Origin of the sequence: Polynucleobacter sp. JS-JIR-II-c23 (assembly GCF_035011225.1) — a bacterium.
Lineage (GTDB): Bacteria > Pseudomonadota > Gammaproteobacteria > Burkholderiales > Burkholderiaceae > Polynucleobacter.
This window is the reverse complement of the sequence record NZ_JAYGQT010000001.1, coordinates 936,519-959,257: the sequence shown is the minus strand read 5'-3', so window position 1 is coordinate 959,257 and position 22,739 is coordinate 936,519. Positions and strand designations below refer to the sequence as shown.

21 protein-coding genes and 1 tRNA gene are annotated in these 22,739 nt (G+C 45.2%); 7 read left to right on the top strand and 15 right to left on the bottom strand.

Features of this window, described 5'->3' with window-relative positions; genetic code table 11:
* Positions 1-39 precede the first annotated feature (39 nt).
* The 5 genes from VC159_RS04940 (at position 40) to nadC (ending at position 5,117) form a co-directional block, all read left to right on the top strand.
* Complete coding sequence (locus tag VC159_RS04940; protein WP_323472940.1) at positions 40-1,371, top strand: capsular biosynthesis protein; 1,332 nt, start codon at positions 40-42, stop codon at positions 1,369-1,371.
* Positions 1,371-1,754 (top strand): DUF4118 domain-containing protein, encoded by a 384-nt coding sequence (locus VC159_RS10435; RefSeq protein ID WP_416350426.1) that lies wholly within the window; start codon positions 1,371-1,373, stop codon positions 1,752-1,754. Before VC159_RS04940 ends, VC159_RS10435 begins: the two co-directional genes overlap by 1 nt.
* A gap of 50 nt (positions 1,755-1,804) precedes the next feature.
* Positions 1,805-2,575, top strand: a complete 771-nt coding sequence (locus VC159_RS04935; protein ID WP_323472939.1) for a sulfite exporter TauE/SafE family protein — start codon at positions 1,805-1,807, stop codon at positions 2,573-2,575.
* A 544-nt stretch (positions 2,576-3,119) separates the two neighbouring features.
* Positions 3,120-4,247: a quinolinate synthase NadA gene (nadA, locus tag VC159_RS04930; protein WP_323472938.1), complete on the top strand. Its 1,128-nt coding sequence runs from the start codon at positions 3,120-3,122 to the stop codon at positions 4,245-4,247.
* A 15-nt stretch (positions 4,248-4,262) separates the two neighbouring features.
* Positions 4,263-5,117, top strand: a complete 855-nt coding sequence (gene nadC, locus VC159_RS04925; RefSeq protein WP_323472937.1) for a carboxylating nicotinate-nucleotide diphosphorylase — start codon at positions 4,263-4,265, stop codon at positions 5,115-5,117.
* 8 nt (positions 5,118-5,125) lie between these two features.
* Here nadC and VC159_RS04920 read toward each other — a convergent pair whose 3' ends face one another.
* The 10 genes from VC159_RS04920 to VC159_RS04875 form a co-directional block, all read right to left on the bottom strand.
* Positions 5,126-5,293 carry a hypothetical protein gene (locus VC159_RS04920; protein ID WP_323472936.1) on the bottom strand — a complete coding sequence of 56 codons (168 nt, stop codon included), beginning with the start codon at positions 5,291-5,293 and terminating at the stop codon, positions 5,126-5,128.
* Positions 5,294-5,376: 83 nt separating this feature from the next.
* On the bottom strand, positions 5,377-6,756 hold the full coding sequence (locus VC159_RS04915; RefSeq protein WP_323472935.1) for a TAXI family TRAP transporter solute-binding subunit: 1,380 nt from the start codon (positions 6,754-6,756) through the stop codon (positions 5,377-5,379).
* 67 nt (positions 6,757-6,823) lie between these two features.
* Entirely contained in the window at positions 6,824-8,482 is a 1,659-nt protein-coding gene (nadB, locus tag VC159_RS04910) for an L-aspartate oxidase (protein ID WP_323472934.1), read from the bottom strand.
* A gap of 41 nt (positions 8,483-8,523) precedes the next feature.
* On the bottom strand, positions 8,524-8,739 hold the full coding sequence (locus VC159_RS04905; RefSeq protein ID WP_158009052.1) for a hypothetical protein: 216 nt from the start codon (positions 8,737-8,739) through the stop codon (positions 8,524-8,526).
* 14 nt (positions 8,740-8,753) lie between these two features.
* Positions 8,754-9,095, bottom strand: a complete 342-nt coding sequence (mazF, locus tag VC159_RS04900) for an endoribonuclease MazF (RefSeq protein ID WP_072583582.1) — start codon at positions 9,093-9,095, stop codon at positions 8,754-8,756.
* On the bottom strand, positions 9,095-9,337 hold the full coding sequence (locus VC159_RS04895; RefSeq protein ID WP_323472933.1) for a PbsX family transcriptional regulator: 243 nt from the start codon (positions 9,335-9,337) through the stop codon (positions 9,095-9,097). Before VC159_RS04895 ends, mazF begins: the two co-directional genes overlap by 1 nt.
* Positions 9,338-9,442: 105 nt before the next feature.
* Complete coding sequence (gene fdhF / locus VC159_RS04890) at positions 9,443-12,337, bottom strand: formate dehydrogenase subunit alpha (protein WP_323472932.1); 2,895 nt, start codon at positions 12,335-12,337, stop codon at positions 9,443-9,445.
* A 41-nt stretch (positions 12,338-12,378) separates the two neighbouring features.
* The gene (locus VC159_RS04885) at positions 12,379-14,181 is read right to left on the bottom strand and encodes an NAD(P)H-dependent oxidoreductase subunit E (RefSeq protein WP_323472931.1); all 1,803 of its coding nucleotides are present in this window, start codon (positions 14,179-14,181) and stop codon (positions 12,379-12,381) included.
* A gap of 202 nt (positions 14,182-14,383) precedes the next feature.
* The gene (locus VC159_RS04880; protein ID WP_323472930.1) at positions 14,384-14,608 is read right to left on the bottom strand and encodes a hypothetical protein; all 225 of its coding nucleotides are present in this window, start codon (positions 14,606-14,608) and stop codon (positions 14,384-14,386) included.
* Between the two features lie 10 nt (positions 14,609-14,618).
* Positions 14,619-16,994 (bottom strand): DUF748 domain-containing protein, encoded by a 2,376-nt coding sequence (locus VC159_RS04875; protein WP_323472929.1) that lies wholly within the window; start codon positions 16,992-16,994, stop codon positions 14,619-14,621.
* A 122-nt stretch (positions 16,995-17,116) separates the two neighbouring features.
* Here VC159_RS04875 and VC159_RS04870 point away from each other — a divergent pair, with 122 nt between their 5' ends.
* Positions 17,117-17,710, top strand: coding sequence for a 3-keto-disaccharide hydrolase (locus tag VC159_RS04870; RefSeq protein ID WP_216264814.1), 594 nt, complete (start codon positions 17,117-17,119; stop codon positions 17,708-17,710).
* A gap of 1 nt (position 17,711) precedes the next feature.
* Here the strand turns inward: VC159_RS04870 and VC159_RS04865 are convergent, their stop codons facing one another.
* The 5 genes from VC159_RS04865 to acs all read right to left on the bottom strand — a co-directional run bounded on the left by VC159_RS04865 (position 17,712) and on the right by acs (position 21,006).
* A complete protein-coding gene (locus VC159_RS04865) occupies positions 17,712-18,062 on the bottom strand; it encodes a helix-turn-helix domain-containing protein (protein ID WP_323472928.1) in 351 nt (116 codons plus the stop codon).
* Positions 18,059-18,415: a toxin-antitoxin system TumE family protein gene (locus VC159_RS04860; protein WP_323472927.1), complete on the bottom strand. Its 357-nt coding sequence runs from the start codon at positions 18,413-18,415 to the stop codon at positions 18,059-18,061. Before VC159_RS04860 ends, VC159_RS04865 begins: the two co-directional genes overlap by 4 nt.
* A 60-nt stretch (positions 18,416-18,475) precedes the next feature.
* The gene (locus tag VC159_RS04855) at positions 18,476-18,781 is read right to left on the bottom strand and encodes a YciI family protein (RefSeq protein WP_323472926.1); all 306 of its coding nucleotides are present in this window, start codon (positions 18,779-18,781) and stop codon (positions 18,476-18,478) included.
* A 103-nt stretch (positions 18,782-18,884) separates the two neighbouring features.
* A tRNA-Ser gene (locus tag VC159_RS04850) sits at positions 18,885-18,975 on the bottom strand.
* Positions 18,976-19,032: 57 nt separating this feature from the next.
* Positions 19,033-21,006 (bottom strand): acetate--CoA ligase, encoded by a 1,974-nt coding sequence (gene acs / locus VC159_RS04845; protein ID WP_215357023.1) that lies wholly within the window; start codon positions 21,004-21,006, stop codon positions 19,033-19,035.
* 187 nt (positions 21,007-21,193) lie between these two features.
* On the opposite strand from acs, the gene VC159_RS04840 reads away from it, so the two are divergent.
* On the top strand, positions 21,194-22,717 hold the full coding sequence (locus tag VC159_RS04840) for a fumarate hydratase (protein ID WP_323472925.1): 1,524 nt from the start codon (positions 21,194-21,196) through the stop codon (positions 22,715-22,717).
* The last annotated feature ends 22 nt before the right edge of the window (positions 22,718-22,739 follow it).

Here is a 22,739-nt window from a genome sequence, read left to right as displayed (position 1 = left end):
GCAAGCTTATTTAAAGGTAACACCAAATCGGGGGGCAATATGTATTCAAAATCAATAGACTCAGTAACAAAATCCTTTAAAACTGAACTACTGTCAAACTACGGTCTTAATCGTGACGCCTTTACAGAAGTAAATACCAAATCCAGCCTAGAGCTATCCAATCTTCCGGCCTATGAAAATGTGCTACTCCTTCAGGGTCCAGTTGGGCCATTTTTTTCTAAGTTAGCTCGATTTTTAAAACAGCGCGGCAGTAAGACCCATAAGATTAACTTTAATCCTGGTGATGAGTATTTTTACCCACCAAAAGAGTCCAATACTCATTTGTATGACTTTACGCTGGAGTACTGGCCTCAATATCTAGAGCGCTACATTGTCCAACATCAGATTGAGGCAGTCTTCTTGTTTGGGGACTGCCGGCCAATTCATTTTCCAGCCAAAGAGATCTGCAAACAATACGGCATTGATCTATGGGTTTTTGAGGAGGGTTATTTTAGACCTCACTACTTTACGATGGATTATTTTGGGGTCAACGCAAACTCTCGGTTATTTAGATCAGAATCAGAATTTATAATCGATTACGGAAACGAAATAATTGCAAAACAAAATGATAGAGAAATAACCCGCTACGAATGGTCTCACTTACACATCACACGACACGCTATTGTGTACTGGTTAGTAAATGTGTTGCAGCCTTTTAAATGCGCCAACTATGACCACCATCGCGAACTCAATCTTGTCATTGCTTATCGATGGATTAAAAATTTCTTTGCCCATTGGTTCTATAAAATTAAAGATTGGTCTAAAATAAAAAAATTGCTCCAGCACCAGCCCTCTGAGCAAAATAACTATTTTATATTTCCACTGCAAGTACATGATGATGCTCAGATGATCCACCATTCTGACTTTAAGTCTGTTGAAGATGCAATTGAGATGGTAATTACATCTTTTTATAAACATCTAAGCCTGCATAAGAATTTAGCTACAAAGCTAATTATTAAGCATCACCCCATGGATCGCGGCCATAAAAATTATTCGGAATTTATCAAAAATTTAAGTAAAACTTTAGGGATAAAAAATCATATTTATTATCTTCACGAATTAGATTTAGACTTAATTCTTCCATACTGTAAAGGGTGCGTTACAGTTAATTCCACCCTAGGCCTAAAGGCCCTCGGTTCGGGAGTGCCTGTCAAAAACCTAGGTCGGTCTTTTTATGATAAAAAAAACATCACCTCGAGAAAATCACTCCAACAGTTCTGGAAAAATCCTGGAATTGTCTCAGCGAAAAACATCCAAGCATTTCGACAATTTGTCATATCTCAGACTCAAGTCAACGGCTGTCTTTATTCACCGAAATATCAGCCTAAGTAATGGCGCTTACCAGAATTAAACAATTCAATAAGCTTTATTTTGCAAAAGTACAAATTACTTTTGTTTTTACCTGTTCAATCTTGATTGCTTTTTCCCTTAGGTTTGAGCTCTCTTTCATTCTGGCAGATAGGCTTCCTTTAGCCTTTTTTATCATCAATTCTTTGATAATCACTCATTTATTTGGACTGGTATTAGGATTTAGTGCGCTTATTTTTGGGGCAATCCTGTCATACTATTTTTTTGTACCTCCATACGAAAGTTGGGGACTTCCAGACTCCTATCATTTGAGCTACTTTTGCATTAAGTTCTTAATTGGTAGCCTTCTCGTCTTAATGGTGGCCTGGGTTAAAGATCAGCTACGAGAACTCTGGAATCATCACTAGCTCGATATATTTAGATTACATCATCTTTTTTGCTTATATAAGGAAAATGCGTGCTCATTCTGAGCGGATTTCTTGTTGGATTGTTAGTTGGCCTCACTGGTGTTGGTGGAGGGGCGCTAATGACGCCCTTACTTTTGCTCGTTTTTGGAATAGCTCCCGTTACTGCTATTGGCACAGATTTATGGTTTGCGGCTATCACCAAGATTGCCGCAGGGAAAATCCATCACTCAAAAGGCTTAATCGACTGGCAGGTACTACGATACATGTGGGTAGGTAGTCTACCGGCCTCTTTGGTTATGATTTTATGTTTACATTTTAAAATTATTTCAGCAAATGTACACTTCTTGACAACCTTGGTTGCAATAGCGATTACAGTAACTGCTGTAAGCCTTTTAATGCAAAAATATTTGCACCAGCTTGGGCGATTTTTACGCCTCCAGAATACAGAGCGCTTTAAACAATGGCAGCCTTCGCTAACTATCCTAGCAGGCATCATTCTTGGCAGCTTAGTGACTCTCACATCAATCGGCGCTGGGGCTATTGGGGTGGTAATGTTGACTTATTTATACCCCCTGCGCCTTACCACACCCCGTCTTGTAGCTACGGATATTATGCATGCAATCCCACTAACAGTAATAGCGGGTACGGGTCACCTTCTGCTTGGGAACATAAATTTTGATCTCTTGATCTGGATGTTATGTGGTTCAATTCCAGGGGTTTTAATTGGTGCCACCATATCAGGCAAAATTTCCCAAGGGATCCTCAGAATTATATTGGCGGCAGTTTTGATACTGGTAGCGATCAAAATAGCCTACTCTTAATATTTGGCAGCGCTGTAAACCCATTCCTATACCCTCTTAATTGCATTCGTAGACCTAACTAGATTGGCCTATTTTGATTGAACTGATGATATTTAACGAAATTGCGGTCGGGTTATCGCTTCTTGCTCTGCTACTGTAAGTGCTAACCTCAATCGGCCCCTCAAGAGATCTGACTCGCCATCCCGTTACACATACATTAATTTGCTCAAGAAAAACATGCGAATATCTCATAAAATAATAACCTCTACATCTGCTGACCTACTCAAATCAGAGCCAATGGGGGCGTTATAAGCAATTAAACAGGTTGCTTCTGGTGCCCTGCAGCATCGTCTTGAGAAGCAATTGCCGCTGCCTTTCTCTTGGTTTTGCCTGAACAATCAGAACTGCACTAATTCAGCCCTAATCACCCAAACTAGGAGATGTGCTTTTATGATTAGGCCAGACATAAGGTTAGTCTTAGGGTTAGGGTTGCAAGGAAGTACTAATTCCTTCATTGGTTTGATCAATTTAGATTTAAAAAATACAATACGGGTTAAGATTTCGCATGAATTCAACTGTCAGCACCCCAATTGCTTTTGATTACCCACAGCAAGACTCTGCTGGGGTCACATGTACAGCCCAGGCTTGGGCCAAGACACCTCCTCAGCTTCATGGCGTTGAAAAGGCTGCCGTGATTGCTCGCATTAAGGAGCTTTTGGTGGAAAAAGATGCTGCATTGGTTGCTCACTACTACGTGGACGGTGACATACAGGATTTAGCATTGGAGACTGGCGGCTATGTTGCTGACTCTTTGGAGATGGCGCGTTTTGGTAAAAATCATTCAGCAAAAAAACTGATTGTTGCTGGCGTTCGCTTTATGGGCGAGTCAGCAAAAATACTTAGCCCTGAAAAACGTGTGTTCATGCCCGACCTCGATGCAACCTGCTCACTTGATCTTGGTTGCGATGCTGGGGACTTTGCTGCCTTTAGAGCCGCACATCCTGATCGTGTTGTCGTGGTCTATGCAAATACTTCGGCGGCAGTAAAAGCCCAAGCCGATTGGATGGTGACCAGCTCTTGTGCATTAGCGATCGTGCACCAACTCAAAGTTGAAGGTAAAAAAATCTTGTGGGCACCCGATCGTCATTTGGGTCGCTACATTCAAGAGCAAACTGGCGCAGATATGTTGTTATGGAATGGTGCTTGCATTGTTCATGATGAATTTAAAGCTGTGGAGCTTGAACTTTTGAAGGCCGCCCACCCTAATGCCATGATCTTGGTTCACCCAGAGTCACCGCAAGCAGTCGTTGACCTTGCAGACGTTGTGGGCTCTACCTCCGCCATGATTAAAGCTGTGGTTGAAGGCACTGCTACTGAGTACATTGTTGCTACTGATAACGGCATCTTGCATCGCATGCGTCAACTAGCCCCCAATAAGAAACTGATTGAAGCGCCAACTGCTGGCAATAGTGCAACGTGCAAGAGTTGTGCACACTGCCCTTGGATGGCCATGAATGGCTTACAAGGAATTTTGAATTGCCTAGAAAACGCTTCTGGTGAAATCTTCATCGAAGAACCTATTCGCGTTGAGGCTTTAGGTTGCATTGAGCGTATGCTCGACTTCACCAAAAATCATCCTGACCTCTTAGCAAAAGCGCAGCATGGCTTTGTAAAAAATATTGGCGCCGCTTAATTTTTATATTTTTATATGTTTGAATACAACGAAACCCTAGAGCAAGCTCGCCAACGCAATATTGCAGATGCATTGATGGAAGATATCGGCACTGGTGATTGGACTGCAAAGCTCGTCCCCAGTAAGCCTGTTAAAGCTCAGTTAATCGTTCGCCAAGAAGCCGTTCTTTGTGGTGTAGATTGGTTTGAAGGCACACTTAAGAAGCTTGATCCCAATTCCAAAGTAACTTGGCATTACCTAGAGGGCGACATGATGAAGCCCGATACCAAGGTTTGCGATATTGAAGCTGATTCACAAGCCCTACTCTCTGCTGAACGTACTTGCATTAATTTCTTACAAACGCTTTCTTGGACGGCCAGCATTACCCGTCAGCACGTTGATGCAATTGCCGGCGCTAGCCCGAATCCAAAGGGCTGCGCTGTATTAGATACACGTAAAACCGTTCCGGGATTACGTCAGGCCCAGAAGTATGCAGTGTTAGTGGGTGGCGGAAAAAATCAACGTTTAGCTCTTTGGCATGGCATCCTGATTAAAGAAAATCATATTGCTGCAGCTGGTAGTGTTACGGCAGCCTTAAAGAATGCTCAAGCACTTAACGCTGGAGTGGATATTCAGATTGAAGTAGAAAACTTTGCTGAACTTGAAGAGGCTTTAGCTGCGGGTGCGAAAAGTATTTTGATTGATAACTTCAATACCGATCAAATGAAGCAAGCTGTTGCCATTACCGCTGGACGTGCTTTGCTGGAAGCCTCTGGTGGTATCAACCTAGATCAAATGCGCGCCATTGCGAGTACTGGTGTTGACCGCATCTCTCTTGGAAAACTCACCAAAGATGTGAATGCGGTTGATTTCTCGATGCGCATTTTGTAGCAATTTGGTTATACCAATAGCCCTTGAATACCCTTGGTAAGTGGCTTTTCTAAGCAAAGAGTCTTCATTTTTGCACAATCACGCTTCATTAAAAGACCTTGCTCCTCCAAAGCCTGAGCCATCTCCAATAGCTCGTCAAGCACCCTTTTATCTTCAGATTTTAATTTTTTACTCATTGCAAATTCTCTCCTTCAAAATTCCAACCCACGGCGTCCTGGGATTTAATACATTAACTACGCTTGCGAGCAAGCGCACTAAATTACCCTTCCCTACCCTTGTAAATGATCTGCTTCTCCAGGGCATTACGAATAAATTCAATATTGCTTCGCAGGCTATAGCATTCAGCAGTGGCTAGCTTTGCTGCTTTTGATCTAAGTATTCTGCGCTCCATCTCATTGAGTACCTCAATATATTCACTGCGACGATTAGGGTCAAAGGTTTGAATCGTGTTCTGCTCAAATTTATCCAGCTCTTTATAAATAGAGTTAATTTGCTTCTTAGCCAGGTTGGTTCTATATGTTGGAATTGACTTAATAATCGGATAAGCAAAAGCAGCAAAGGGAAGCAGAAGGAAGAACATGCGCTCCAAGAACTCGGCGAGCCAAAATGGCAAATACTTCATTAATGTCGGAGTGCCTTTTTCATAGAAGAACTTTGCCTCATCACTCAATGGCGCTTCAGTATTCATATAGGCCGGAAACTCTCCCGCCTTAGAAAAATAGGATTTGTTACCGTTAATTTCTCGGGCAGCCTCGAGGAATAAAACTTGGATTGCTGGGTGGAGGCGGTTATCAATCAAAAGATTAGTTGTAGTCGAAATTAACTGTATGGGGTGATCGGGAATATTTTTCCCAAGATCAAATCCGCCCATGGGTGCAGATACCTCCTCAAAATAAGGCAATAACCGAGTGTAGGCATCTGCGCGCGTAAACGAAGTCAATTTAATATCTGGATTTCTAATTAACTTCTGCACATTTGGTGAATCAAAACCATCAACCAAAATAACGGCATCGATTTCGCCACGTACTAAGGCATCAACACCTTCAGCATTGCCAAGTCCGAGTAGATTAGGGGCATCGCCATTCAAGCCATTGAGTTTGAAAATATTCAGGGCCTGAGTACGCGTTCCACTCCCTACCGGGCCAATATTTATTCTCAGTTTGGCAATATCTCTATCAGATACGTGAATGCTTTCATTGAAGGCATTCTTGCGATAGAACATCCATACCGGCTCATAGTCAACACTGCCGAGGGATTCCACACCAGAGAGATTGTCTACTGCAATCATTCCACCCTGAACAAGGGCCGCTTGAATTGGATCCTTGCGATCAATTAAATGCTGTAGATTTTCTTTTGAACCATGGGTCTCTACCAGTTCGAGCTTAATTCCTTTTTTCTCAAAATAGGTCTTATATTGTTCACCCAAGACTTTGTAGGAGCCACCGGTACCGGTTGCCATTAATACTTTGTTCGGTGGCGCAGGCTTTGCAAACCAAATCAGAATAGATAGCGCAAGAATTAATAGGAAAACAAGTGGCCAGACTTCTCTTAAGGCACTAAACCAATTCTTGATTTCATCTGCTGCCGTTTGATAAACAGCAGAGATATGTTCGCTGACTTCTTCTTTAAAACTGGCCATGAAAATCCTCTTAAGATATGGCTAGCTTATCATCAAAAACCCTGTTTTTAGCAGTTGAAATGGGCTTTTATGTGGTTGAATCGCTCTCAGAGCCCTCGGCTTGAGGGGTCAAGATGGTCGGATAAGAAACCGCCCAAGTACCAGGGTAGTCGCGGCTGTAATGCAGTCCACGACTTTCTCTACGCATGAGAGCTGAGCGCACGATCAATTCTGCGCACTCCAATAGGTTTCTGAGCTCAATCAGATCACGTGTGACCTTAAAGTTAGTGTAATACTCTTGCACCTCGTAACGCAGTAGCTTGATGCGATGCAGCGCACGCTCTAAACGTCGGTTGGTTCTAACGATGCCAACGTAGTTCCACATCAAAGAACGCAGCTCATCCCAGTTGTGGGCAATAACGACTTGTTCATCCGCATCCTCCACCTGACTCTCATCCCACAAAGGAAGAGCAGGCATCACTGGGGTCTTGAGATTAGATATGTCTTCTGCTGCTGCCTTACCAATAACTACACACTCTAATAAGGAATTGCTGGCCAAACGATTAGCGCCATGCAGACCAGTATAGGTTGCTTCACCAACTGCATAGAGTCCTGGCAAATCAGTGCGCCCCTTAAGATCTGTCACCACACCACCACAGGTGTAGTGCGCAGCAGGAACAACCGGAATGGGCTCCTTGGTGATGTCTAGGCCCAAGCTTAAGCAACGGGCATAAATCATCGGGAAATGTTCTTTAATAAACTCTTCGCCCAGATGAGTGGCATCTAGATGCACATAGTCCAAGCCATGCTTTTTCATCTCAAAGTCGATAGCTCTAGCGACAATGTCACGGGGGGCTAATTCATTACGGTCATCATGCTCTGGCATGAAACGCGTGCCGTCAGGCAACTTCAGCAAACCGCCCTCGCCGCGCATGGCCTCAGTAATGAGGAAGGTGCGATCGCTTGGGTGATAGAGGCATGTCGGATGAAATTGAATAAATTCCATATTACCTACGCGGCAACCTGCACGCCAGGCCATGGCGATGCCGTCGCCAGTAGCGGTATCGGGGTTGCTGGTGTAGCGATAGACTTTGCCTACGCCACCAGTAGCTAAAACGACAGACTTAGCTTCGATGGTTTCTACACGGTTATTTTTAATATCGAGTGCATACACGCCATAACAACGATTAGGCTTAGTGCGTTGTGTCTTTAAATCTAGCTGGCGATTTGTAATGAGATCGAGTGCAATCCAATGCTCTAGGATCTGAATATTTTTATGCGCTTTGGCTTTATCCAACAGCACTTCATGAATGGCCTTACCAGTAGCATCTGCAGCATGAGCAATACGGCGATGACTATGTCCGCCTTCACGCGTTAAGTGCAAACCCATTGGCCCGGATTTATCTTCTGTAAATGGAACGCCCTGCTCGACCAACCAACGAATAGCTTCAGCACTTTCTTCGGCGATATAGCGTGCAGTGGATTCCACCACAAGTCCTGCACCTGCATCTAAGGTATCGGCTACATGTGAATCAATACTGTCATGCTCTTTGTCGACAACGCCAACAATGCCTCCTTGAGCCCAAGCTGTAGCAGCTTCACCTAAGCCCCGTTTAGCCATCAAAATCACTGGCTGAGATTCAGCCATATGCAAGGCAACGGTTAAACCAGCTAATCCGGCCCCAATAATGAGGACAGGAAGTTCAGCTTTTGCAGTGGTGTTTGCGGAGGGTTTGGAACTGGCCATAGAGAGTTCATTCTAACTGGCATTAGAAATAGGGGTTGCCTTTAAATTCCTTTGTCGCACGACGCAAAAGGAAGCAATTCGTCAAACTTAGACTCAGAAAGCGATAGAAGACAGTTAGCTACAAAGGTGGGTGGTAGCTCTGGATTATCTATGCACGCACGCTCCAATCGCGCCAAGAATTGAGCCTGCTCTTCCTTGGAATAACCGTTCTCAGCAGTGATGGTCTTCACGTAACTACATAAATTCCGCTCTAACATTGGGTACTTGCTGCCTAACCGATTGAGAGCAAAGACTTCACCTTAGCCCTTACTTCAGTGAGGGTCCTTGGATTCACTGTATTTTTATACTTTGCTTTTCTTATTTTCCAATCCAGAGACTTCACTTGGTCAGACAAGATGGCAGATTGCACCCCATCGATCTCAACCAACACCTCAAAGGGGTAGCCTTTAATCTGGGTTGTTAATGGGCAGCAAACCAATAAATTTGTTTTTTTGTTGTAACCCTCTGGGGTCAACACAACAGCAGGTCGACGACCAGCCTGCTCTCTTCCCGCCTGAGGGTCAAACACTAGCCAGACTACATCACCAGCCTCTGGCACATAAGCCCTAACCATTAGAGAAGCTCTTTGCCAACAGGCCCACCAAAGTCGGCCTCACCATGCAAATTCTTAGCGGTAATTCCGGACAATAGCTCATCCAGTGGATACTCTTGTTTAGTCATTGGCTCAATCACAATTCGACCCCTTTGCACTTTTACAGAAACAAGTTGATCAATATTCAATTGGGCGGACTTCATCACCGCAGCATTTAAACGCAAAGCTGGGCTGTTACCCCACTTTTTAATAATTGTTTGCATATGAGCCCCTCTAAATGTGTCTACATTGTATCTACATCATCCAATTCAAGCAAGTCAAAAAGAAAAACCCCGCCACAAGGACGGGGTTTTAGGGGGCTGTTCAAATTAAACGTTAGACATCACCTTAGATCCACCTGGGGCATTCGTGCCATAGCCCATGATCTTGGCTACTTCACCGCCCTTAGCGAGCTTCACAGCGCAATACTTAAACTCCGGAATCTTGCCAAATGGATCTAACGCTGAATTGGTGATCAAGTTAGCCGCAGCCTCATAGTAGGCAAACGGAATAAAGATCACCCCTCTCGGTGTGCCATCATCCCGTCTCACGTGAATACCAACCTCACCACGACGAGACTGAACTGTAATGACATCGCCAGCAGATATACCTAACTGGGTCATATCCTCACCATTCATCGATACAGTAGCCATAGGCTCAATCGCATCCAGCACAGTGGCACGGCGCGTCATACTGCCGGTATGCCAGTGCTCTAATTGACGTCCAGTAATCAATACAAATGGGTACTCAGTATCTGGTCGCTCATTTGCCGGAATGATGTCAGCAGGAACGAGTTTTACCTTGCCATCTGCTGTTGCAAATTGATCATCAAATACGATTGGGCGACCTGGATCTTCAGCGGATAAACATGGATAAGTCACACTAGATTCTTTTTCGAGGCGCTCCCAGGTAATGCCGTTAATCGCACCATGCATTGCTTGACGCATCTCGTCATAAACCTCAGCAACACCAGCATCAGGACCTTGGTAGTTCCAGTTGAGGCCCATGCGTTTGGCGATCTCTTGAATAATCCACAAATCCGGTTTCGCATCACCAGGAGGGTTAATGGCTTTCTTGCCCATCTGAACCATGCGGTCAGTATTGCTAGCAGTACCTGCCTTCTCTGGCCAAGCGCTGGCTGGCAAGACAACATCAGCCAAGAGTGCTGTCTCGGTCATAAAGATATCCTGAACTACGAGAAGATCTAAGGCAGCCAAAGCATGACGAGCGTGATTTAAATCAGGATCGCTCATCGCTGGGTTTTCACCTTCGACATACATACCACGAATCTTGTCTGGATCACTATCAGGCGCAGTGATCTTATGCATGATCTCAACCACGGTATAGCCAGGCTTTTTATCCAATGGCGTATCCCAAAACTTCTCAAACCAAGCATGTGCTTCTGGATTATCAACACGCTGATAGTTTGGGAACATCATCGGAATCAATCCCGCATCACTAGCACCCTGAACGTTGTTCTGACCACGCAATGGATGCAATCCAGAGCCAGGTTTACCAATTTGGCCTGTGATACTTACCAAGGCAATTAAGCAGCGCGCGTTATCTGTGCCATGCACGTGTTGACTGACACCCATGCCCCACAAAATCATGGCTGACTTGGTGGTTGCAAACTCTCTCGCTACTTCACGCAATGTCTCTGCCGGAATACCGCAGATTGGCGCCATGGCTTCAGGGCTATATCCCTTGATATTTTCTTTAAGAGCCTCGAAGTTATTAGAGCGGTCTTTAATAAATTCTTTATCAACCAAACCTTCCTCAATGATTGTGAAGATCATGGCATTGAGCATTGCCACATCGGTATCCGGCTTGAACTGCATTGTGCGCCAAGCATGTTTACTAATCTCGGTCTTACGAGGATCGCACAACACAATTTTTGCGCCACGTTTGGCGGCATTCTTGAACCAGGTAGCAGCAACAGGATGATTAGCAGTTGGATTAGATCCAATCAAGAAAATCATGCTTGAGTGCTCAACATCATTCACTTGGTTGCTTACTGCACCAGAACCAACACCCTCAAGAAGCGCTGCTACAGACGAAGCATGGCAAAGGCGTGTGCAATGGTCTACGTTATTGCTACCAAAACCAGTACGAACCAGTTTCTGGAATAAGTAAGCTTCTTCGTTACTGCCCTTTGCAGAGCCAAAGCCAGCCAATACTTTATTGCCGTATTGATCTTTGAGTTTCTTCAAGCCGCCACCGGCGACTTCTAAAGCCTCTTCCCAAGTTGCTTCACGGAAGATGTCAGACCAATCTTGCTTGCCTTCAAGCATAGACTCATCTTTAGCAACGCCCGCTTTACGAATTAATGGTTTAGTAAGGCGCTGTGGGTTATGGATGTAGTCCATACCGAAGCGACCCTTAACGCATAGACGATTGTGATTGGCCGGGCCATCACGACCTTCAACGCTGACGATCTTTTCATCCTTAACGTTATAAGTGATTTGACAACCGACGCCACAGAACGGACAAACAGAATCGACTTTGCGATCCACTGTCTGTGAACCAATCAAACCTTTAGGCATCAATGCACCAGTTGGGCAAGCCTGTACACATTCGCCACAGGCAACGCAAGTACTGTCACCCATTGGATCATTTAAGTCGAATACGATCTCACTATGACCGCCACGCATGGCGTAACCGATCACATCATTAACTTGCTCTTCACGACAAGCACGTACACAGCGATTACATTGAATGCAGGCATCCAAGTTCACAGCCATCGCTGGATGTGAAATATCGCTACTAACTTTTTCGCGACGGAGTGCTTTGAGCTCTGGACGAACTGTCACGTCCATACGTGCAGCCCAAGTACTCAGCTCACCATGCTGGTTCTGTTGCTCTTCTTCTTTGCTATCGCCAACCCACTTAAAGCCTTCATCGGGCATATCGGAGAGCAACATTTCCAGAACCAATTTCTGACTCTTTACAGCACGCTCGCTATTAGCCTTCACTTCCATTCCTGGAGTCGCGCTTCTGCAGCAACTTGGCGCTAATGTACGCTCGCCATTAATTTCGACTACGCATGCACGGCAGTTACCGTCAGGACGGTAACCATCTTTAAAGCATAGATGTGGAATATCAATGCCGTGTCGTTTAGCAGCCTTGAGAATCGTTTCGCCTTCGTATGAAACGATCGTCTTGCCGTCTAGCTTGAACTCAACGGTTTGCAATTCGAGTTCTTTTGGATTTGTGGGTGCGTTCATGTTTGTCTCGTTATTCCCTGATTTTTTATTAAGGTACTTCCTTATTGAACTTCTTCAGGGAAATATTTATGAATACAACGAATAGGGTTTGGTGCCGCCTGGCCAAGACCACAGATAGAAGCGTCAACCATCACAGTTGCTAAGTCTTCCAAAGTTTCTTGATCCCAAGATTTGGCTTGCATCAACTTGGCAGCTTTACCAGTACCTACTCGGCAAGGTGTACATTGACCGCAACTCTCGTGCTCAAAGAAATGCATCACGTTTAATGCCATATCGCGCGCTTTGTCTTTGTCACTAAACACCATGACGGCGGCTGAACCAATGAAACAACCATAAGGTTGCAAAGTATCAAAGTCGAGCGGAATGTCATTCATGGTTGCCGGCAAGATGCCGCCTGATGCACCACCAGGTAAATAGCCGTAGAACTTGTGGCCATCTTGCATGCCGCCACAATACTCATCAATCAATTCTTGAATCGTGATTCCAGCTGGTGCCAACTTCACGCCAGGCTTGTTCACGCGTCCGCTAACGCTAAAGCTACGCAAGCCCTTGCGATCATGACGACCGAATGAACTAAACCATTCTGGTCCGCGCTGAACAATGTCACGCACCCAGTACAGAGTTTCAAAGTTGTGCTCGAGCGTTGGTCTGCCAAATAAACCGACTTGAGCGATGTACGGAGGACGCATACGCGGCTCACCGCGTTTACCTTCAATACTTTCAATCATCGCGGATTCTTCACCGCAGATGTAAGCACCAGCACCACGGCGTAATTCAATATTCGGCAATGCAAATGGCGGATTAGCTTTGAGTTTTGCTAATTCGGCCTCAAGCAATTCACGGCAGCCGTGATATTCATCACGTAAATAGATATAGCAAGCATCGATACCAACCACGCTTGCTGCAATGAGAAGTCCTTCTAGGAAACGATGTGGATCACGCTCTAAGTACGTACGATCCTTAAATGTTCCTGGCTCACCTTCATCGATATTCACTGCCATCAATTTAGGGGCAATCTGATCTTTAACAATGCGCCACTTACGACCCGCTGGGAAACCTGCGCCACCTAAACCACGTAAGCCAGAGCTTTCCATTGCCTTGATGATGCTTTCGGCATCTTTCTTACCTTCGAAAATCTCTTTGGCCAAAGCGTAACCACCTTGAGCACGATAAGACTCGTAGCCAACATAGTCAGGAGAAACAGCCTGCATCTCACCCTGAGGAGATACGCCCTGCTCTGCTAAAGCAGCAGGATCAAAGACGGCATCGTCTTTAGCCATTGGCTGAGTGGTCAACTTGTTATTAACGGCTGCTTGTACTTTGTCTGTAGTTGCAAACAGAACTGGATATTGATGAACTACTGCTACAGGCGCTTGCTCACAACGTCCTACGCAAGGAGCTGCGGCGACTTTGATATTCGGATTACCTAAGATGCTCGGCAACTTAGCCAATAGATTTTGCGCGCCAGCTAACTCACAGGCAATGCCATCACAAACACGAATCAGAATATCTGCTACTGGATCATTGCCGCGGACTACTTCAAAGTGGTGGTAGAAGGTTGCGACTTCATATACCTCTGCCATTGGCAGATTCATTTCCTTAGCTAATGCCACTAAATGACGATCATGCAATGCACGGTATTCATCATTAAGCTTGTGTAAATTTTCAATTAATAGATCACGACGATGTGGCGCATTACCAATGAGTTGGCGAACTTCAGCAACTGAAACGTCATCTGCTTGACGCCCTTTTAACTTACTCTTACGGCGAATGGTTTCCCTCAAATCATCTGCGGTTGCAACAGCAACTGCTTTGACTTCTCCAGAAGGCTTTGGATGATTCATAGTTCGTAGTCTCTAATTTTCTATTTATTGCTATTTTGTGCTCAGCACCAATGCAGAGCCTTATCTCACTTTGCACATAAAAAACCCTGCTAAGCCAAATACTTAGCCGGTCATCAATACGCAAAATAACGCTTTATTTTGGGTTATTTAAAGCCCTATGTCCTTGACGGCGCTCAAGGACTTTAACTAAGGGTTTACCCTATTACATTAGGGATGGGGAAGGCTTGTCCCCTGGAGGAAGTGAGTAATCCAACTTGCGCTCATAGAGCCTAGCCTTGTAACAATCCTGGTAGCCCTTGCTGCCAATTTGCCAACCAATCGAAGTACAGTCGTCCTGAGCCGCAGATTCAATTGAGCCACAGCCTACAAGGCCAAGGCTAGCAATCAATGTGATGACGGAAATAATGCGCAATTTTGTTGAATTCATGACCTCAAGTCTACTTGATTCTGATCTCTACATCGAGAGGAATGCCCTCTTTTCCAGCCTCTACAGTCTTCACATCACCTAGCTGAATCCGATCCTTAAGGCTGGGATCAGCCTTAACCATGAAGCCGTATGCCGTCTTCGCCCTACTTTTTGCCAATTCCTTAAGCTCGGTATCAGTGATCTCTATTCCAGCGATCAATTCCTCATGCAGTTGCTCATTGCGCTTCTCGCCATCTGGAAGTGTCAAAAGACGTTGACCTAACTTGATGCGCCCTATGTATTGGGCATATGCTGCCTTCAGGCCTGACTGCACTTTCGGATCTGTAAATGATGGGGTAGGCACTGGTTCTCCAGGGGCCAACTTAAAACCAGCTTCTAGCAAAATAGCGCCATCTGCCTTAGCCCTTGCAAGCTCCTTCTTGTCCTGCACAGGATCATAAGTACCGATGATCTCTAAGCTCGAGTTCGGGCGCTTTACTAGATACTCGCCAAATTTTTCTAGGCGGTCTTGATCTGCAACCAGAAAGACTGCTTCTCCAGGCACTGCATTAACACCTTCTTCGCCACCCATTCCTAAGATAGATGCAAGGGCTCTAAATGGCGCTGTTGCTACGTTTGTTAGAACATTGCTAATGGCCTGCCATACCAAACCGCTGGCACTAAATTCTGGAGAGTCGACATTGCCTGCGATGCGAACCGTGACGTCAATCGTGTCATCAGAGTCTTCTAATAAAGCAATTGCTAAGCCTAGCGGTAATTTTTTGCCAGTAAAGTCTGGCACCTCATCACCCAGCACCACTTTCTTAATGATGATCTGGTTGCTTCCATTAAGTTCGCCATCTTTGGCTTTGTAATTGAGATTGAGGTTGAGTCGGCCGCTAGCAATTTGATAGCCTGCGAATGTCATCACTGCTGGATTGAAGGCGGTCAGCGGAAGGTTTCTAAAACTCATCAAGATGTCATGATTGCGTCGTGGATCATCAAATGATGCTTGACCCTTTACTCGCATACCTCCCGAGCCAGCAACAACACCATCCATCGCCACAGTGGCAAATCGACCAGGAGTATTGCTGACCCCCAAAAGGGTGGCATTGAACTTCTTCACATCCACCTTGAAATTAGGACGCATCGCCATATCTGAAAAGTAAACTTCGCCATTCTTCAGAAGAGTGGATCGAATATCTAAATTAAATGTGGAGGGAGTGCTTACCTTAGACCCAGCTACAGGCTCGGACTTTAATTCTGTTGTTGACTTAGCAAATAACCTTCTAAAGTTTGAGAACCCTTCTTCATTAATTTCAAATTGCAGGGTTGGCGCATCAATGGCCAACTCATCTATCGCGAGACTATTTTTGGAACCTTGTTTTGACTTAACGGATTGATATTCAAATTGATGAATATCTGCCATCTTCCAAACAATCAGTGGATTTTTTTGCCCTTTTTCTAGTATTGCTAAGTCTGCAATATGAATATCGCCCGCAACCGAATCAGTCTCACCGCCTATCTTCACGATTAGATCGCCATTCATCAAGCCACTGGTACCGATGAGCTCTTTATTGGCTGGCAATAGAGCGACGATTGGCGAGGTTGCAAGACTGTGAATCTCTAACTTGCCATTAACTGACTTCGAGCTGGTATTGAAATCCCAGTGTGAGCGTATCTCACCCTCATCTAGCCTCAAGTTGAGCTGCGCACCTAAGTTATCTGGCTTAGGATTATCTAATCCACCTGTAATAGCAACATGGCGATACGCAATATTTTTATTGATTCCAGGTATTAATAACTGCAAGGCACCAAGATTAAAGTCGTATTGACCACGGACCCCGGTTACCAAACCATTCTTATCGTAATTTGCTACATCAAGCAACCTCATCGTAAACGGGTTGAGTGATTCTTTTAATTTGCTCGAATCATCCACCAAACTTAAAGAAGCTGAACTGACGATAAATTCATCGATCGATATTTTGAGAGGCTTCTTGAGCTCTTTGGGATCTGTAGGAGGCATCGCCTTTTCAATGGCAGTAATCAATTCCTGCCAATTCCAGGACCCTGCGTGCATGCCCTTAGGTAGATTCCTCTCGACCAACACTTTAGGCTCTGCCAGCAAAATCTCATCAAAGCCCAGCTCCCCTATAGCCAGCTTTGTCCACTTGAGGGTAATTGCTAGCTTTTTAAATTCCAGTAATTTAGAGCCACCCTCTTTTGCCAAGTGGAGGCCATCAAGCTCCACCCTCAGCCGCAATGGAGAAAGACTGAGGTCTTGATAGGAGATCTCATAACCAATCGTGTTGCCATATTCAGTAAGGGACTTTTTAATCAATCCAGGCAACAACAAATGGCTTCCCAACCAAAATAAGGCGGCTATCAGAATAAAAAATCCTGCCAAAAGGAGAGACCATCGCTTTATTCGGGGGTTTGTGAGGGAAAGCATCTACTTGTCTTTATAGGTCAATATCAGTAACAATGAAAATGAACGCAGAATAATAAATATACCCCCTCAGGAGACCCATGAAAACATTCCTCAAAAAACTGACCCTCTCTATTGCTTGCCTTGCCGCCCTAGCTATAGGTGGTGTTGCTAACGCCCAAAACGCAGACGGGTTTACTGATCTGATTGATGGAGTTAGCTTAAGTGGCTGGAACATTATTGGAAGCGCCAACTGGGTGATTGGCAATGGCATTGTTGAAGGCAACAAACCTTCAGGTTTTTTAGTGAGCACCAAGTCTTACAAGAACTTTGTCATCAAGGCTGAGTTTTATGCCGAGTCTAATACGAATAGCGGTATCTTTATTCGTTGCCAGGACCCAAACAAGGTAAGTCAATACACTTGTTATGAAGTCAATATTTGGGATACCCGCCCTGAACAAGCGTACGCAACCGGTGCTATTGTGGATGTTGCCAAAGTTGACCCAGTACCTAAGGCCGGTGGACGCTGGAACACGATGGAAATTATTGCAAATGGCCCCAACTTTAAGGTCATGATGAATGGCGTTGTGACAGTAGCTAATGGTCAGGATAGTAAATATTCTGAAGGCCCTATTGCCCTGCAATCTGCCGGTGGCGTCATTATATTTAGAAAGCTACAGATAAAGCCGCTTTAAATTATTGAATAGTGATTTCGTAGCGATCGCCACATGCCACAGGCCTCAGGGCCTTGGCCTCTTGGAGCATTTTTACTAAGCCGTAATGAGACATTGTTTTTAGCGTGCGGGATAAGTTCCCTTGCTTTCTTCCGGTAAGCTCTGCCAACTCAGAAATCGATACAGGCTTAGTTGCTCTAATGACATGTAAAAGAGCCCTGTTTTCGTCGCTCAATACCTGCGCCAGTGAACGCATCGAGGTAAACCATATCTTCGGATCAGATGCCTTTGGTTTTAGATCGCCTTTAGCAATGGCCAAGACGCGCGCCCGAATATCTTTTTGTGATGCAATCCCTATTTTGATGACTTTCATATATCTTTATCTACCTTTAAGACTTTATCAACATCGACAAAAAAATCACTTAGGAGTTGGTGCGCATCCCTAAACTCATAGAAAATGCCTGGGTCACTTGAACTACGATGCCTGTGATCGAATGCCAATTTTCTACCTGAATAGCCTGCTCTAAGCCTTACCGCATGAGCATTGTCATAACCCAAAATTCGCAAGCCTTTGGGGTTGTGTAAGGTTAATGAATAGCGCACCCCGTGCGGTACTGCCTCGCTAACAGCTACCTCCCAAGCCTCAATCTTTACCCAGTAACCATCGCCTTGATCAATGACCTCTTGGTGCAGATCTAAAAGAGTGATAACTCCACGATTTCCCATCACTCATGATATATCACCAGATGATATATCAAAAGTAACAGCCCCGCTTAAATTATGGGTTTATTTTGCTGGCGGAAAGCCTGCTTTTTGCTCCCACATATTATTAAATACATGGATGATTGGCTTTTCATAAACACCCGCCTTGGTATAGGGCTCATCCTTTAACCAAGCTTCCACATCTGCCCTGCTAGGAAAGTCGATTGCGAGCAAGCTACCAACTGTAGTCTTACCATCGTCAGAAGTCATCGGACCGGCAAAAGCCATGTGATCAGATAGTTGCGCCAAGTATGCGCGGTGTTCTGGACGGATTTGCACACGCAAGTCAGCAGTACCAGGCTTATCCATCAACAAAATTGCAAAGATCATGTTTTCTCCATCTTTTAATTGGTTTTATTTTTAAATCTTAACTAGCAAGATATTACGGTAAGTTCCAAAGAAAAAACCACCCGAAGGTGGTTTTCTTGATACTTGGCGGAAGAGGCGGGATTCGAACCCGCGGTAGGCTATTAACCTACGCACGCTTTCCAGGCGTGTGACTTAAACCGCTCATCCACCCTTCCGGAACCGATGATTATACGATTCCCGAAGGGATTTGGTCTAAATCTTGATTTAGCTTATTACAGAGATTCTTTGAGCTGGTCCAAGATGTGTGGATTTTCCAGGGTTGAGGTGTCTTGAGTTACTTCCTCGCCTTTAGCAATCACACGTAAGAGGCGACGCATGATCTTGCCGGAACGGGTCTTAGGCAAGTTATCACCAAAACGAACATCCTTAGGCTTAGCGATCGGGCCGATCTCCTTGCCTACCCAGTTACGCAGCTCAGTAGCAAGCTTCTTAGCTTCATCACCAGTTGGGCGACCACCCTTCAGAACGACGAATACGCAAATGGCTTCACCAGTCAGTTCGTCAGGACGACCCACAACTGCTGCCTCAGCAACTAAAGGATTAGCCACTAAGCAAGATTCAATTTCCATGGTTCCCATACGGTGACCAGAAACGTTCAATACGTCATCGATACGACCAGTAATTGTGAAGTAGCCAGTATCTTTGTTACGGATTGCGCCGTCACCAGCAAGATACAAAGTACCGCCCAACTCTTCTGGGAAATAAGACTTCACGAAACGATCTGCATCATTCCAAATCGTACGAATCATGGAAGGCCATGGACGCTTCACAACCAGAATACCGCCTTGACCATTAGGAACGTCTACACCAGCCTCATCCACAATCGCCGCCTGAATACCTGGCAATGGCAATGTGCATGAACCTGGAATCATTGGGGTTGCGCCTGGCAATGGTGAAATCATGTGACCACCAGTTTCTGTTTGCCAGAACGTATCGGCAATCGGGCACTTTGAGTTACCAACATGCTCGTAGTACCACATCCATGCCTCTGGATTGATTGGCTCACCTACAGAACCTAGGAGACGCAGTGATGACAAATCGTAGCTCTTTGGATGCACTGCTTCGTCATTGCTTGATGCTTTGATCAATGAACGAATGGCAGTTGGTGCTGTGTAGAAAATGGATGCTTTGTGTTTTTGGATCATGTCCCAGAAACGGCCAGCATTTGGATAAGTTGGTACACCTTCAAATACGATCTCAGTGGCGCCAACTGCGAGTGGGCCATAAGTAATATAAGAGTGACCCGTTACCCAACCAATGTCGGCAGTACACCAGAACACGTCATTAGGCTTGATGTCGAAAGTCCACTTCATTGTGAGAATGGCCCACAAAAGGTAGCCACCTGTTGAGTGCTGCACACCCTTTGGCTTACCGGTTGAACCAGATGTGTACAAAATGAACAATGGATGTTCAGCGCTCACCCACTCTGGTTCACAAGTCGTTGCTTCATTAGCTACGATCTCTTGCATCCAAACGTCACGTCCTGCTTGCATCGTGATATCAGTACCAGTACGCTTACTCACGATGACATGCTTAACTTTAGGGCATTCGCCTGTGGAAAGCGCTTCGTCACAAATTGCTTTGAGTGGCAATGCTTTGCCACCGCGGAACTGGCCATCAGCAGTAATCACTGCAACTGCACCCACGTCCATAATGCGGTCACGCAACGCTTGGGCAGAGAAACCACCAAACACTACAGAATGAATTGCGCCAATACGCGCACATGCCTGCATAGCAACAATGCCTTCAATCGTCATTGCCATGTAAATGATGACGCTGTCGCCAGACTTAACGCCCATCTTGCGCAATGCGTTTGCCATTTTGCAAACACGCTCGAGCATCTCTTTGTAAGTTACTTTAGTAACTGTGCCGTCATCTGCTTCAAAAATAATGGCTGTCTTATCACCTAAGCCAGCTTCAACTTGGCGATCCAAACAGTTGTATGAAGCATTAGTGGTGCCATCTTCAAACCATTTGTAGAAAGGCGCCTTGGATTCATCTAAAACCTTGGTAAAGGGCTTTTTCCAATAGAGGTTCTCTTTTGCAAGACGACCCCAAAAACCATCGTAATCTGAATTGGCTTCAGCACAGAGCTTGTTATAAGCCTCCATACCTGGAATTGCCGCACCCTTTACAAAGTCTGCAGGTGGGTTAAAAACGCGGTTTTCTTGCTTTAATGGTTCCATGCTTCACAGCCCTCTATCTAATAATCAATAATCTAAAATCAACAACAAATGCGAGAAAATGTCGCAAAATGGCATATTTAGAGTCTCAAGACCTTAGAAGATAAGTGAAAACACTTGGGATTTGCTCTATGGCAAACCCTTAAAATAGGGCAAACCTTACTAATAATGTGGAAATAAGCAGATAACCATGACCAATATCAAACAAAACGACCTGATTCAAAGCGTTGCGGACGCATTTCAATTCATTTCCTACTACCATCCCAAGGACTTTATTACCGCCATGGGCAAGGCTTATGAATTAGAACAAGGTCATGGTGCCAAAGATGCGATTGCCCAAATTTTGACCAACAGCCGTATGTGCGCCGAAGGTCATCGACCCATGTGCCAAGACACCGGCATTGCTGTGGTCTTCCTGAAAATTGGTATGAATGTCCAATGGCCTGATGCAACGATGAGTGTCACCGATATGGTGAACGAAGGCGTGCGTCGCGCTTATCTCAATCCAGACAATATGTTGCGCGCATCCGTTCTAACGGATCCAGCAGGCAAACGTAAAAATACTGGGGACAACACCCCTGCCGTGATCCATTACGAAATTGTTCCAGGCGATGATGTTGAAGTGATTTGTGCAGCTAAAGGCGGTGGCTCAGAAAATAAAGCCAAGATGGTCATGCTCAACCCTTCCGACTCCATTGTGGATTGGGTTCTCAAGACGGTTCCTACGATGGGCGCAGGCTGGTGCCCTCCAGGCATCCTCGGCATTGGAATTGGTGGCACACCAGAAAAAGCCATGCTCATGGCCAAAGAAGCCTTAATGGGCCCTGTTGATATTCAAGAACTCATTGAGCGAGGACCTAAAAATCGCGTTGATGAACTACGACTCGAACTCTATGAAAAAGTGAACAAACTCGGTATTGGCGCTCAAGGCCTAGGTGGTTTAGCCACTGTGCTCGACATCAAAATCTTGGATTACCCAACGCATGCTGCTTCATTACCAGTAGCCATGATTCCGAATTGCGCAGCGACTCGTCACATTCATTTCCATTTGCATGGAGATGGCCCTGCAAAACTCGAAGCTCCTTCACTCTCAGACTGGCCAGATGTAACTTGGACGCCCGATGTTCAAAAATCCAAGCGCGTAAATTTAGACACCCTCACTGCTGAAGAAGTGGCTGGTTGGAAGCTAGGTGAAACACTATTACTGAACGGCAAGATTTTGACTGGTCGTGATGCCGCTCATAAGCGTATTCAGGACATGCTCGCTAAAGGCGAAGAGTTGCCAGTAAGCTTTAAAAACCGTGTGATCTATTACGTTGGTCCCGTAGACCCGGTACGTGAGGAGGCAGTTGGCCCAGCAGGCCCTACTACTGCAACTCGTATGGATAAATTTACTGAGATGATGCTTGCCAAAACTGGCTTGATCTCGATGATTGGTAAAGCTGAGCGCGGACCAGAGGCGATTGAAGCCATCAAGAAACATAAGTCAGCTTACTTAATGGCTGTTGGCGGAGCTGCGTACTTGGTATCTAAAGCCATTCAAACTTCTAAGGTAGTTGGCTTTGCCGATTTAGGCATGGAGGCGATTTACGAGTTCGATGTCAAAGACATGCCAGTAACCGTTGCAGTGAACTCAGAAGGCATCTCGATGCACAATGAAGGTCCACGTGAATGGCAAGCGAAGATTGCTGGCATTCCAGTCAAGATTGCTTAACACCCTAACAACTTCATTACAG